General features: G+C 37.6%; 13 protein-coding genes and 1 riboswitch. Of the genes, 8 read left to right on the forward strand and 5 right to left on the reverse strand.

The window, feature by feature from the left end; translation table 11 throughout:
- Entirely contained in the window at nucleotides 1–1179 is a 1179-nt protein-coding gene (gene lpxB, locus F994_RS06640) for a lipid-A-disaccharide synthase (protein WP_004649465.1), read from the reverse strand.
- Between the two features lie 222 nt (nucleotides 1180–1401).
- On the opposite strand from lpxB, the gene F994_RS06645 reads away from it, so the two are divergent.
- The 7 genes from F994_RS06645 (at nucleotide 1402) to F994_RS06675 (ending at nucleotide 8665) form a co-directional block, all read left to right on the forward strand.
- Nucleotides 1402–3585 carry a TonB-dependent siderophore receptor gene (locus F994_RS06645; RefSeq protein ID WP_004649466.1) on the forward strand — a complete coding sequence of 728 codons (2184 nt, stop codon included), beginning with the start codon at nucleotides 1402–1404 and terminating at the stop codon, nucleotides 3583–3585.
- Between the two features lie 59 nt (nucleotides 3586–3644).
- A complete protein-coding gene (locus tag F994_RS17835) occupies nucleotides 3645–3938 on the forward strand; it encodes a hypothetical protein (protein WP_034696818.1) in 294 nt (97 codons plus the stop codon).
- A 3-nt stretch (nucleotides 3939–3941) separates the two neighbouring features.
- A complete protein-coding gene (locus F994_RS06655; RefSeq protein ID WP_004649469.1) occupies nucleotides 3942–5522 on the forward strand; it encodes a PepSY-associated TM helix domain-containing protein in 1581 nt (526 codons plus the stop codon).
- Nucleotides 5519–5803 carry a hypothetical protein gene (locus tag F994_RS06660; protein ID WP_004649470.1) on the forward strand — a complete coding sequence of 95 codons (285 nt, stop codon included), beginning with the start codon at nucleotides 5519–5521 and terminating at the stop codon, nucleotides 5801–5803. The genes F994_RS06655 and F994_RS06660 overlap by 4 nt, the downstream gene beginning before the upstream one ends.
- Nucleotides 5804–5967: 164 nt before the next feature.
- On the forward strand, nucleotides 5968–6858 hold the full coding sequence (locus F994_RS06665; protein WP_034696822.1) for a sulfite exporter TauE/SafE family protein: 891 nt from the start codon (nucleotides 5968–5970) through the stop codon (nucleotides 6856–6858).
- Between the two features lie 126 nt (nucleotides 6859–6984).
- Complete coding sequence (locus tag F994_RS06670; protein WP_051061097.1) at nucleotides 6985–8076, forward strand: 3-deoxy-7-phosphoheptulonate synthase; 1092 nt, start codon at nucleotides 6985–6987, stop codon at nucleotides 8074–8076.
- 64 nt (nucleotides 8077–8140) lie between these two features.
- Nucleotides 8141–8665, forward strand: coding sequence for a protein tyrosine phosphatase family protein (locus F994_RS06675; protein ID WP_004649473.1), 525 nt, complete (start codon nucleotides 8141–8143; stop codon nucleotides 8663–8665).
- Here F994_RS06675 and ispF read toward each other — a convergent pair.
- Nucleotides 8653–9144: a 2-C-methyl-D-erythritol 2,4-cyclodiphosphate synthase gene (gene ispF / locus F994_RS06680; RefSeq protein ID WP_004649474.1), complete on the reverse strand. Its 492-nt coding sequence runs from the start codon at nucleotides 9142–9144 to the stop codon at nucleotides 8653–8655. The two genes, F994_RS06675 and ispF, sit on opposite strands and share 13 nt — an antisense overlap.
- A 99-nt stretch (nucleotides 9145–9243) precedes the next feature.
- Here ispF and F994_RS06685 point away from each other — a divergent pair, with 99 nt between their 5' ends.
- A complete protein-coding gene (locus F994_RS06685; RefSeq protein WP_004649475.1) occupies nucleotides 9244–9894 on the forward strand; it encodes an A1S_1983 family putative colistin resistance protein in 651 nt (216 codons plus the stop codon).
- Between the two features lie 85 nt (nucleotides 9895–9979).
- On the opposite strand, the gene F994_RS06690 is transcribed toward F994_RS06685, so the two are convergent.
- The 3 genes from F994_RS06690 to F994_RS06700 form a co-directional block, all read right to left on the reverse strand.
- Nucleotides 9980–10396 carry an NUDIX domain-containing protein gene (locus F994_RS06690; RefSeq protein WP_004649476.1) on the reverse strand — a complete coding sequence of 139 codons (417 nt, stop codon included), beginning with the start codon at nucleotides 10394–10396 and terminating at the stop codon, nucleotides 9980–9982.
- 99 nt (nucleotides 10397–10495) lie between these two features.
- Entirely contained in the window at nucleotides 10496–11740 is a 1245-nt protein-coding gene (locus tag F994_RS06695; RefSeq protein WP_004649477.1) for a D-amino acid dehydrogenase, read from the reverse strand.
- Between the two features lie 143 nt (nucleotides 11741–11883).
- Nucleotides 11884–11973: riboswitch (glycine riboswitch) on the reverse strand.
- 462 nt (nucleotides 11974–12435) lie between these two features.
- The gene (locus tag F994_RS06700) at nucleotides 12436–13173 is read right to left on the reverse strand and encodes an iron-containing redox enzyme family protein (RefSeq protein ID WP_004649478.1); all 738 of its coding nucleotides are present in this window, start codon (nucleotides 13171–13173) and stop codon (nucleotides 12436–12438) included.
- Nucleotides 13174–13293: the final 120 nt, after the last annotated feature.

The raw sequence follows: 13293 nt of genomic DNA on the forward strand, positions 1-13293 counted from the left end.
TCATTCTGCATTTAAGGTACTAAGAATAGTCTGAACTGGGTCCTCACTATTTCCTGAAAGCAATTGCTTATGCATCGTAACGTGCTGCATCGCTTGTATTTGCGCAGTTTCAATGTTCATCAGTTTTTCAATTTCAGCAGCTAAATTTTCTGGCGTTGCATCATGCTGAATCAGTTCTTGAATGACTTTTTTACCCGCAATAATATTCGGCAATGAGTAATACGGAATTTTGATCAAAAATTTAACCACAACATAAGTCAGCCAATTCAACTTATAAAAAGTCACCATCGGACGATGTAACAGCATCGCTTCTAAAGTTGCCGTTCCTGAAGCCAACGCGACAATATTTGAAGCATTCATCACTTGACGGCCAATTTTAGATTCAGTATCCGTGTTTTCCATCAATTTAACTTTAGCAACCAGATCACTTGGATAATGCTTTAATAATTCTTCAATCTGCTGCTGACGCGCATCATTAATCGCAGGAATTAAAAATATATAGTCAGGATGCTTTTGACTGATGATTTTCGCTGCATCAAGCACCAATGGACCAAGTCGTTCAATTTCACCACGGCGGCTACCCGGTAAAAGCGCAATATGCTTCTGCTCTACATTTAAGCCCAGCTCTTGTTTCGCTTCAATAAGAGGATTTTTCAATGGCAATTGACTTGCCAATGGATGCCCAACAAATGCAGCAGGCACATCAAATTTCTGATAAAAAGCTTTTTCAAACGGAAATAAACACAAGACTAAATCAATACTGGCCTTAATACCATGAACCCGTCCCTGTCGCCACGCCCATACCGAAGGGCTGACATATTGCACCGTTTTAATCGGTAGATTTTTTTGTTTTAAGCTTTTCGATAAACGTAAATTAAAGTCTGGCGCATCAATACCAATAAATATATCGACGGGATCTTGAGTCCACTTGTCGACTAAACCATCACGCACAGTAAACAGTTTTTTAATATCTTTTAAAACTTCAACAATACCCATAACCGATAAAATATCCATCGGATAATCACTGCTGAAACCTTCAGCAATCATTTGAGGTCCACCAATCCCTTCAAACTCTGCATCAATTCCCTGCTCACGGAAGCTACGAATGAGTTTAGCACCAAGTGTATCACCCGATACTTCACCGACTACAATTCCTATTTTAAGTTTCCGATTTTGCAAAACTTTTATCCTATTTCAAAGTAGGGGTATTTTAGCATACTCATATATTTGAAATCTTATCTACATATTTCAACAGGACAAATAAGATTTTGCCTCTATTTTGTATTTAAAAAAAATTAATTCAAAATATCAGTAATCCTCCCATTGTGTTTAGATTTATTAAATAATAATATAAATGATAATTATTTTCACTTAGATTTTATAATGAAATCCATCTCCCCTATGCTTTCCAAATGCTTTAAATTGTCGTTCCTAAGCTTATCCATACTCAATATTCAATATAGTTACGCAGCAGATACTGTAGACCATCAGGTGCAAACGTTATCGACCATTCAGCTACAAGCCCAATCAGAAAGTGCTGATCAAAGCTCTGAAAAGACCAAAGCGTATACCGTTAAAAATAGTAGCAGCGCATCAAAACTCAATATTGCAGTGAAAGAAACACCTCAAACCGTCAATGTCGTAACGCGTCAACAGATTGAGGATTTTGGGTTAAATTCAACACGTGAAGTCCTCAAAAATACGCCCGGAGTCACTGTTCAAAATCAAGAAACAGAACGTACCTCTTACATGGCACGAGGTTTTGAAATTTCAAATATTCTCACTGACGGTGTAGGCTTTCCTTTAAGCAGCTATAACTATAACAATACCAATCCAGACACTTACTTTTATGACCGTGTCGAAGTGGTAAAAGGAGCCGATGCCCTATCGAATGCCTTTGGTGACCCAAGTGCAACCATTAATAATATTCGTAAACGTCCGACCAAAGAATTACAGGCAAGTGCTGGACTAAGTTATGGTTCTTGGGATACCCAGCGCTATGAAGCAGATGTTTCTGGTTCACTTTCTCCAGATGGACGTGTACGTGGTCGCCTTATGGGGTATGAGCAAACAGGAGATTCGCATCTTGACCGATATTCTTCTGAAAAAAATGGCTTTGCAGGCATCTTAGAAGCCGATATTACTGACTCAACATTATTAACTGTCGGTTACAGTCAAAACCAGAATAAGCCAAATGCCAATAACTGGGGCGCTTTACCGCTACTTGATGCAAATGGAAAACAACTGTCTTATGACCGAAATTACAATCCAAATCCAGATTGGGCACATTGGGACAATGAAACCCAAGATGCTTTCCTAGAGTTACAACAAAAACTGGGTAAAAAATGGACTGCAAAACTCACTTATAACTATAGCGATACTGAACACAATAGCCGCTTGCTTTATTACTATGATAATCCTCAAGCAGATGGTTCTGGCGTTTCACTCACCGCTTGGGGTGGTAAAGAACAACTACGTAAACATTTTGCTGATTTAAATTTCCAAGGCACTTATAACTTATTCAATCAAGAGCATGAAGCAACTCTAGGATACAGTCGTATTCAAATGCATCAGTACGATCAACAATCGAGTGGTTTTATTAATGACAGTAATATTAACAACGTTACCAGACTTACTAATGATGGCACGCCTTATCTTACCCAATACACAACCGACTGGGCGAGCTGGACACCTCAGTCCGTAACATGGTCTGACTTTAGTGATGCAGCGGACTATAGACAAAAAATTAACTCATACTATGCCGCAACACGTCTTCATTTAACGGATGATTTAAAATTCATCTTAGGCGGAAATTACGTTCAGGCAAGCAGTCGTGGCGTAAGTTATGGCTCTCCAATGGCATACGATGAAAGTAAATTATCGCCATATGCGGGCTTAACCTATAACTTTACGCCCAAATACACAGGCTATATGAGCTATACCTCTATTTTCCGCCCACAAACAGGCATTGAAGCAACAACGCGCCAAGCTTTAAAACCTGTTGAAGGTGAAAGCTATGAAGTCGGTATTAAAAGTGCATGGTTAAACGATCAGTTGACAGGTACGCTCTCCGTGTTTAGAACCGAACAAAATAATTATCCATTACGTAATTCGGACGGTAACCCATTAAATCGCACTGTTCAGACCAGTGATTTACTTTCACAAGGTGTAGAAGTTGGTCTATCAGGTCAACTAACAGATGACGTCAACTTAGCTTTTGGTTACACCCAATTTAGCCTGAAAGATATGAAAAATGGCGGTGCTGCACGTACTTATAATCCAAACCAAACCATTAATTTGTTAGCAACTTATACAGTTCCTGCATTACCCAAACTTAAAATTGGTGCTGGACTACAATGGCAAGATCAGATCAAGCTGTATGACTCGACTTTAAAGAGCACCATCTCTCAAGATGCCTATGCACTCGTCAACTTAATGGCCAGTTATGAGGTCAACGACCATATTATGCTACAAGCGAATGGTAAAAATATTACAGATAAAAAGTATCTCAATAGCTTCCCTGATGGGCAAGCTTTTTATGGAGAGCCTGCTAACTATACACTTGCAGTTAAATTCAAATACTAATTCACCCACCAAGTCTGAATACTCAGGCTTGGTTTTTTATGAGCACAGTGATCTTCCCTATGAGTAAAACCTCTTCCCTATCTTTCTCTTATCGAATGACGGTGCTCTACCGCTTTATCATTGCCTTTGTATTTGGTTACGCTTGCACGTCTTTACTGGTGAGTAATCTGACAGTCCTTTTTCATTATTCACTTCCCAAAGCAGAATCTATTTATTTAGCTGCATTTATAAGTATTTTATTTTTCTTAGGTTTTGTGATTAGCAGTTTTTGTGTCTACTCTTTACCTAAACTAAGCTTGATGAGTATAAGTTTGATGGCTTGTTTTTATGCAATCTACTGGGTATTAGGTTAAGTCATGCAAAAATCAATACGTCAATCTATGGCATGGCTGCACGCTTGGACAGGGTTACTTTTCGGCTGGTTATTGTTCGCAATCTTTCTGATGGGTGCACTGTCTTATTATCGACATGAAATCAGTCTATGGATGCAACCACCGCTTGCTCAGATACAAGTCAAGCAAGATACCGCGATACATACGGCGTACCAATATTTACAACAAAATGCGCCAGATGCTAAAACATGGATGATCAATCTCGCAAATGAGCAAAAACCAGTCAACCAACTCTATTGGCAAAAGGCAGATGATGCTTATGAAAGTAAAAGCTTAAACCCCAATACAGGAAAAGTGTTAACGCTGACACAAACACAAGGGGGCGATTTTTTCTATCTATTTCACTTTCAATTGTTTGGTATGCCCTATTTAATCGGCAGATTAATTGTTTCGCTCGCAGCATTTATTATGCTGATTGCATTGGTTTCAGGCATTATTACGCATAAAAAAATTCTGACCGATTTCTTTACTTTACGCGCCCTTAAAGGACAACGCTCGTATTTAGATTTTCACAATGTTAGCTCTGTTATTGCTTTACCTTTTTTTCTCACCATTACTTTTACAGGCTTGGCTATTTTCTTTTATTTATATTTACCTTGGGGCATGCAAAAACTCTATCCTGAAAATAATTACCAATATTTTGCAGAAATTAATTCTAAAACCATCCCGAAAATTGAAAATAACAACCACGCCAAGATGTTATCTATTGACAACCTAATGCAGTCCGTTCATCAAGAATGGGGCGCAACAAAATACAGCACCATCAATATAAAAAATCCCAATACACAACAAGCACAAATTACTTTTATCGAAGCTCAAGATCACTCAATTACTCGTAATCCAGCACAAATTACTTTGAATGCAGTCACGGGAGAAAAATTACACAGCACCAAAAATGACAGCGCTATTGCCACGCTGAATGCAGGTGTGTACGGATTACATATGGCGACTTTCGCTCAACCTCTACTGCGTTTGGCCCTATTTTTTTCAGGCTTACTGGGCTGCGCGATGATTGCTTCAGGACTATTGCTTTGGAGTCTAAAGCGACAACTACAAACAAAAACGGAAAAGTTCCATTTTGGATATTATTTGGTACAACGACTGAATGTCACAGCGATTATTGGCTTACCTATTGCGGTGCTTAGTTACTTTTATGCAAATCGAATTGGACTGATGCTCCAAAGCACACAAAATTATGAAGTGACCACTTTTTTTGCCGTGTGGCTATTCATCTTTGCCATAAGCTTATGTCTTAAAAAACAATATCTTTGGAAAAAACAACTGGCAATATTTATTGCGTTAGCTTTTGGCTTACCTATTTTTAATCTGTTTTTCCTTCTACAACAAAACCATATTCAAAATCAGATTCAAAATTTTGCTCAATTTTGGACTTTCTTTAGAATCGACTTATTTATGCTCATTTTTGGCTTATTGGCGATATTTCTCTATAAAAATATTCAACCCATTCAACTGAAGACCCAAACAAAAATAAGGAATAAGCTTGAAAGAAATGCACAGCTGAACCATAGGGAAAGTCGCTCATGAATATTTTTCTCAGCTTCGTTTTTATTCTATGTGCTGTTTATGGCTTATATCAGGTCAGTGAAAAACAAATGAAAAAAACTTTGCAGTCTAAATGGGCATTGTTAGCGCACCATCCGCGAATTGTGCGCGTTATTTCCCTTTTACTGCTGATAATTGCCACTGTATTAATTATCCAAGAAGACGGTTATTCCATTGGTTTCGTCAGCTTCTGGGTCTTTTCCAGTCCTCTGATTTTTATCTTTATTCTGTATATCAATCAGCTTAGCACTAAACAAAAGTAGCGCTATAGATAACGGTCATTCACTGTTTAAAATAAGTGTTAGCAAGTTTAAGCCCATTGAGTTTACTTTAGCTTTTTTTGGAATAAGTAAATCAATAATCAAGACAACGACTTATCTTAAATAGTCATAACATATGCATGTTTTTTGATATTTGGCATATAACCATGTTTGGTCCAATTGAATTTATTTTAGCGGGTGTTCTCGTCGGCTTCTGCGTCGGCATTACAGGTGTTGGCGGTGGTTCACTCATGACGCCCATTCTAATTAGTTTGTTTCGAATTGAGCCACACATTGCCATTGGTACTGACTTGCTTTATGCCGCAATCTCTAAATTTTGCGGTTCAATGGTACATGCTAAAAAAATGAATATTGTCTGGCCTATTGTGATTTGGCTGGCTGTCGGCAGTATTCCTGCATCATTGGGTACTCATTGGGTTTTAGAAAACTATTTAAGTCAGTCTACAAGCTATAAAGCTGTGCTGACCACTGTTTTAGGTTTTATGTTGACTTTAACAGGTATTTCTATCGTTTTCCGTGGGCATATCGAACGCTTCTTTAACAAGTTTCGTAAGAATGAAACACTGGATATGACACAAGATTTAGAAAAAGTTAACTTTAGTGCCAAAGATAAACGTGCCTATATCGTGATTATGGGCATCGTGTTGGGTGTATTTGTCACTTTATCATCAGTCGGTGCGGGTGCATTTGGTATTATGGCATTGGTGCTTATGTTTCCAAATTTACCCATGATTCGTATTATTGGATCTGACGTGGTACACGCCGTACTTTTAACTTTAGTTGCAGGCTTAGGACATATGAGTTCGGGTAATGTAGATTTACACTTACTCGGTTGGTTATTAGTGGGTTCAATCCCTGCCATTGTGGTGGGCACTTTAATCAGTTCACGCTTACCTGAAAAAATTATCCGTAAAATTTTAGGCATTACCTTATTCGCATTAGGTATTAACTTCATCCTTCATCCAGTAAAAGTAAAACCTGTTGAAAAACCAACAACTGCTATGATTTTAACTGTTGAAAAATCGAACAACGGTTAAACTATCTATGCGATTAATTGGTTTTTTTCACGGATTTATTGGTGTTTTGTATAGCAACTCACCGCTTAAATCGTGTTATATTCAGGCTACTAAAAAAACTCTTGTATGATCAAACCAGTGACGGCAATGAATACACTACAGTCAAATCCTATTACACAATCTGACATCGATGACGTGAATGTACAAAGCATTCAGCCTCTTGTAACTCCTGCTGAATTAAAAAAAGAGTTACCTCTGACTGAACATGCCTATCAAACTGTCTTAAAAGGTCGAGAAACCATTCGCAATATTCTTGATGGTAAAGACAACCGTCTATTTGTGGTCATTGGTCCTTGCTCAATTCATGACACGGTTGCTGCACATGAGTATGCAGATCGTTTAAAAGTTTTAAGCGAAAAAATTAAAGATACGCTTTATATCGTGATGCGTGTTTACTTTGAAAAACCACGAACCACTGTGGGCTGGAAAGGTTTAATTAATGACCCTGACATGAATGATTCTTTTAACATTGAAAAAGGTCTTCGTATTGGTCGTCAACTTTTAGTTGAACTCAATAATAAAGGTTTGCCATGTGCCACTGAAGCACTCGATCCAAACTCACCACAATATTATCAAGACCTTATTTCATGGTCAGCGATTGGTGCGCGTACCACTGAAAGCCAAACTCACCGTGAAATGTCTTCAGGTTTATCTTCTCCTGTTGGTTTTAAAAATGGTACAGATGGCGGCTTAACCGTTGCAACCAATGCAATGCAATCCGTTAAACATGGTCACAGCTTCCTCGGTTTAAATGACCAAGGTCAAGTTTCTGTCATTCGTACCAGTGGTAACCCATATGCACACGTCGTACTTCGTGGTGGTAATGGCAAACCAAACTATGACGCAGGTTCTGTTGCAGAAGCTGAAAATGCTTTAGCCAAAGCGAAAGTAAGCAACAAAATCATGATTGATACCAGTCATGCCAACTCAAACAAAGACCCGTATTTACAACCGCTTGTATTAAAAAACATCACAGAACAAATTCTAGATGGTAACAAGTCGATTGTTGGTCTTATGATTGAAAGTCATCTCAAAGGTGGCCGTCAAGATATTCCTGAAAATCTGGATGATCTTGAGTATGGTCAATCAGTGACGGATGGCTGTATTGATTGGGAAACCACTGAAAAAGCCCTACTTGATATGCATGAAGCACTCAAAGACGTTTTACCAAATCGCTAAGAGATTTAAAACGCCATCTTGATTGATGGCGTTTCTACTTTAACCTTAGGAAAAGTTTTATCTTATGAATGAAATTGAAAATGCATTGAGCCATATTGAAAATTTCCAGTTTATTCACGAACACCTATTCACATCGGCTCAGCCATCTGCTGAACAGTTAAAGCTGATTAAAGAATACGGTGTCACGACCATTGTGAATTTGGGATTATCTGATGCAAAGCAGCATTTAACTCATGAAGATAAAATTTGTTTAGATTTAGGCTTAAACTATATTCAATTGCCTATTTCTGCTGAAACCCCATCTGATGACCAATGTTTACTGATATTAGATATGCTTACTCATTTAGTACAAAAACAAATGGTTTGGGTGCACTGTAGTAAAAATTATCATGTCAGTTGTTTGATGTATTTATATCGTCAATATTATATGGATATAGACATGCCTACGGCGCAAGAGTTAATGCATAGCATTTGGGAACCAAATGACACATGGACAGGCTTAATCCATGCGGTCGCTTTACAACTGCAAGGTCGTAAAGCCACCAAAGAATTACAACAGGCGCTCATTCATCCCAATCATTTTGCTTGATGTGAAATCAAGACTGTTGCCGTTGCCAAAATGCCTTCCTGACGTCCTGTAAAACCTAATTGCTCTGTAGTTGTCGCTTTAATACTAATTTGCGTGACATGCGCGTTTAAGACATCAGCAATACTTTGACGCATTTCTAAATTATGTTTGGCTAATTTTGGACGTTCGCACGCGACCGTAATATCCGCATTATTTAGCACATAACCCCGATCTAAAATAAGTTGATAGACATGCTTAAGTAAGACTCGGCTATCGACACCTTTAAATTTTGCATTCGTATCGGGAAAATGCTGCCCGATATCCCCCAAAGCCAACGCGCCCAATAACGCATCACATAAAGCATGCAGCACAACATCACCATCTGAATGGGCTTTTAAGCCATGTGTATGGGGAATTTTAATGCCTGCTAAAGTTACAAAATCACCTTCTTCAAAGGCGTGTACATCCATTCCCTGACCAATTCGAATTTGTGCGACCACTTTTAGCATCCTTAAGAAATAAATGATTGAAATGTTGTATTCACGCTTTCTATTTCGCTATAGTTACATCAGCGCAACATAGTGAAATTATAAGCGATCATGCTGGTGAATACCGATATTAATCTCATTAAAACATTAAGCACATTATTCAGTATTGGCTGTTTGTGCTCAACCATGACTTATGCTCAAGAAATTGACTGCTCTCGCCCAAATACATCGTCAATGAAAAATATTTGCGCTGAAGATTTTTTAGAATCTCGAGAGAAATTAAGCAATCATTATATAACTGCTTTTTTAGTCAGTGATGCCCCTGTTCATTTATTAGAAGATACGCATACCTTATGGTTTAAGCGTTTGCAGCAATGTAAAAGCCTAGATTGTTATAAACAACAATTTGAATTACGCATTGAAGATCTTAATTTTTATACATCACTGAATCAGAGTTTAACCAATCACTATTTAAAATTTGAAAATGGAAAAATTGCCAGTCAACCTGTGCATTTACAAGTCCACCAACTCACCAAAGATAAAATTAAAATTGAAGGTATTGCCTACCGAAACCCGAACAATAAATTAGAAACTCAAACCATTCCATTCTTGGCTTATACAACCACAGGAAAGAAAGATGAAATTATAGATAACGAACATGATTGCAAATATCAGTTCAATTTCAATAAAGCAATTTTATCGGTCAAAACTAAGCAAAAAGGCTGTGAACGTTTTGTCGGTGTGTATCGAGTGTATGACTAATTTTGTTGAATAAACTCATTATTTTCCTTGGAAATTGCACAACATTCAAAAAATTTATCTTGAATATGAGCGATATTATTATTGCTTAAAGCAAATAAAGCTTCATTTTTTGCCTAATCAAATCTAGAGCTTGTACATACTTGCAATGTAAATCTAGCACACGATATGTATTCATATTTACCAAAAAAAACTCAAAACAATGCCCATAATCATCTAGCGTGTCATAACACCATTGATCCTCTAAACCTTGATTTGCAGTATCACAAAAAACAAAGTGCCATGTTTGGTTGCTTATTTGATGTGATCCCCAATCATAACATTGCTGTTCTCCCACAACGATGCCCGATTCTTCATACAATTCACGTATAGCTGCTTGAAACATTGGTTCTGACTTTTCAATCGTACCTTTTACCAGTTGAATACCTGCTGTCGGATGTTTAAAAAGCAAAATTTCCAATATATTATTGTTTTTCCTTAGAATCACTGGACAGACTTTATTCATTATTTTGCATCTCACGAAAATTCCTAGACAATCATATCTTGAATTGAGCTGGAAAAAAAAGTGCAACACATCACGTTGCACTTTTTAGTTTCTATGCAATTAAATAGGATGCTGCGATGCCACTTGCTGACTGATCATCACTGCTGTTGCAGCAGATAACGTCCAACCTAAATGCCCATGCCCTGTATTATAAAACACGCGTTCACGTTTACCCCGTCGGACAGTTGGCATCATATTTGGCATCATCGGGCGTAAACCGGCCCACGGCACGACGTTTTCAGTGCTAATACTAAAGTTTTTATTTACCCAATCTGTCAGTGGTTGAATACGGTCTGCTCGAATATCAAGGTTATAACCATTAAATTCCGCTGTTCCGGCGACTCTTAAACGGTCTGCACCTAAACGCGAAGTCACAATTTTTGCACTTTCATCAAGCAAACTTACCCACGGCGCATGCTTCACACTATCCTGATCATTTAAATTAAGCGTAATCGAATACCCCTTCACTGGATAGATATTGACTCGATCACCTAATAAATTTGCCAAATGGTAACTTCCAACCCCCGCACAAACCACAATAGCATCTGCCTCTAGTGATTCCACTGTGGCAGTATTCAACAACACATTTTCATGACTCGCATGATAAAGCACCGTAACACCTTTGGCATGATGCTGCACATCGCTCACTTCCATACCAAACAAATACTTCACGCCATATTTTTCAGAAGCTTTGGCTAAACCTGTTGTAAATTTATGAATATCTCCTGTTGCATCCCCTGGGCAATAAAAACCACCATAATATTCGCCCGTTAAACTCGGCTCTATACTTTTAATTTCTTCTGGCGTAACTGGATTTCGTTCTAGTCCTCCTTCACGCAGTAAAGCATTTGTCTTGGTTGCGACGTCATAATCCAGTTTATTGTGATAAAAATGCAGGATGCCCCGTTTCTCTAAATTGAACTGAATATCCTCTTCTTTCGCTACGGTAAATAAGCGTTCACGTGCCAATAAGGCCATTTTTACGGTATCACGCGTATTGGCTTCATAGTGTTTAATATTACCGAGGAATTCGATTAACCAACCATATTTATGTAGGTCAAATGAAGGATTCAGCAACAGAGGTGCATTCTTATTAAACATCCACTTCATGCCTTTTAGCACGGTAGATTTTTGATTCCAAACCTCTGCATTACACGCTGAAAGTTGCCCACCATTGGCAAACGATGTTTCCATAGCAGCATATAAATGTTTATCAATCACGGTAACTTTATAACCCAGTTTTGCCAACTCATAGGCAGAAGTAACACCGGTAATTCCCGATCCAATCACGACAATATGACACATACGACACTCCCTTGAAATGTACTGGCATTTCTATGAGCCCCATCTGTCATTGGTACCTGAGAGCTTCGATCTTGACGCCAAAATTTTCAACGCCGACCATCCCCTTCGGTGAGCATATTTTATATGCTTCTCTCCAGATTTTTAAAATTATTACAGTCCTTTTGCCTGAGAGTTTCCGGGGTCGTTGCTCCTTCGGCGTGTTCACAGAAGAACATCTCTCCTGCAATAATTGCTTACTCTAATATGAGCAATTTTTATACCATTTGCGAACACTAAATTAATTATATTTGTTAATCAACTTGATCTTATTCAATATATATATAAATATCAGATACTTAAAAAACTTTTTAACTTTTGATAGCTCTGTAAAAATTACATTCCAGCACTTATATTGAAGTTTAATAGGGCTAAAAACATGTTAAGAGCCACAAATGATTTGCAAAGCATCCAAAAAGAGCAATTTGCTGAAATAATAGCAATCTTGTTTTTTGTTTGAGCAGTGCCCAATATTTTTCTATTGCATTAAACTCAGAAGAATAAGGTGATCAATCAATTAAAAAACAACCTTATACTTCTACAATCTGTCTTATATTTCCACCTGAGTAAAATCCAGTATTATCTAGTATTAAATAACGCTTTTCTCTCAAAGCTAACGATTGGCACAGTTTTCTTCTAAATGACCGTTTTAAATCTTTCTAGCGTAATTTATAGCATGCATCTAACGCTAATTCATAATACGCCAAGCCTTCTTGTGCAGCTAAAAATGCTTTCTTCTGCAATGCAGGGTCTTTATCACACAACCGTTTTATCAGCTCCATTGCTTCATACGGATGTAAATCATCATAATGAGCATGTGCTCTTAACCAAGCCAAAGATCGCTTATTAATAGTGACTTCAGGATGTTCTGTATATGTTTGTATTCCTTTATAAACTTGTATTGTCCAGTCCCCTGTTGCCCATTCAATTGCTAAATTTGTTGCAGCAATACTTTCCGCTAAAGTACCTCTAAAATTAATATCCCATAAAAAATGATTCACTGCATTCATTGCAGCAGGTGGTCTAACTTCATTCAACATTTCAGCTGTTACACCAAAACCTCTAGCCCAATCTTGATACCAATACAGATGACGTTCTTCAACTTTAATATTTTGAATTAACCAATTTCTCGTATCTATGACCCCATCTGAAGAAAATGAGGTTGCTTTAGCAAGCGCACCAGCCATATAAGATGGAAAATGAGCAACTAAAGGATAAAAATTGAGTAATGTTGAACGAAAACACTCTAGACTCAATGATCCATTCGCCATATCTAAAAATAAAGGGTGTTTACTCACTCGCTCTTTCGCAGGAAAAAGTTCATCCCAAAACTTTTGAGACCACTCCGAATGAGCTGTAATTTCTAATTTTGTTCCATATTGATTCATAGCAGTCATTGCGATGCATCCTATTCGTATGACTTAATTCAACCATATTCTATGATTGCTAATTTTTAGATTTTATCTAAATACAATAAATACACAATCATTGTTGTTTAAATTGTAACTATTTCTATT

It is taken from the genome of Acinetobacter bohemicus ANC 3994 (assembly GCF_000367925.1).
In the GTDB taxonomy this organism is placed as follows: Bacteria; Pseudomonadota; Gammaproteobacteria; order Pseudomonadales; family Moraxellaceae; genus Acinetobacter; species Acinetobacter bohemicus.

What these genes read in the sequence shown, in the direction of transcription:
- F994_RS06700 (WP_004649478.1), bottom strand. Translation starts at nt 13,173, where the DNA reads ATGACTGCTATGAATCAATATGGAACAAAATTAGAAATTACAGCTCAT.
- F994_RS06685 (WP_004649475.1), top strand. Translation starts at nt 9,244, where the DNA reads ATGCTGGTGAATACCGATATTAATCTCATTAAAACATTAAGCACATTA.
- F994_RS06695 (WP_004649477.1), bottom strand. Translation starts at nt 11,740, where the DNA reads ATGTGTCATATTGTCGTGATTGGATCGGGAATTACCGGTGTTACTTCT.
- F994_RS17835 (WP_034696818.1), top strand. Translation starts at nt 3,645, where the DNA reads ATGAGTAAAACCTCTTCCCTATCTTTCTCTTATCGAATGACGGTGCTC.
- F994_RS06660 (WP_004649470.1), top strand. Translation starts at nt 5,519, where the DNA reads ATGAATATTTTTCTCAGCTTCGTTTTTATTCTATGTGCTGTTTATGGC.
- F994_RS06665 (WP_034696822.1), top strand. Translation starts at nt 5,968, where the DNA reads ATGTTTGGTCCAATTGAATTTATTTTAGCGGGTGTTCTCGTCGGCTTC.
- F994_RS06655 (WP_004649469.1), top strand. Translation starts at nt 3,942, where the DNA reads ATGCAAAAATCAATACGTCAATCTATGGCATGGCTGCACGCTTGGACA.
- F994_RS06675 (WP_004649473.1), top strand. Translation starts at nt 8,141, where the DNA reads ATGAATGAAATTGAAAATGCATTGAGCCATATTGAAAATTTCCAGTTT.
- F994_RS06690 (WP_004649476.1), bottom strand. Translation starts at nt 10,396, where the DNA reads ATGAATAAAGTCTGTCCAGTGATTCTAAGGAAAAACAATAATATATTG.
- F994_RS06645 (WP_004649466.1), top strand. Translation starts at nt 1,402, where the DNA reads ATGCTTTCCAAATGCTTTAAATTGTCGTTCCTAAGCTTATCCATACTC.
- F994_RS06670 (WP_051061097.1), top strand. Translation starts at nt 6,985, where the DNA reads ATGAATACACTACAGTCAAATCCTATTACACAATCTGACATCGATGAC.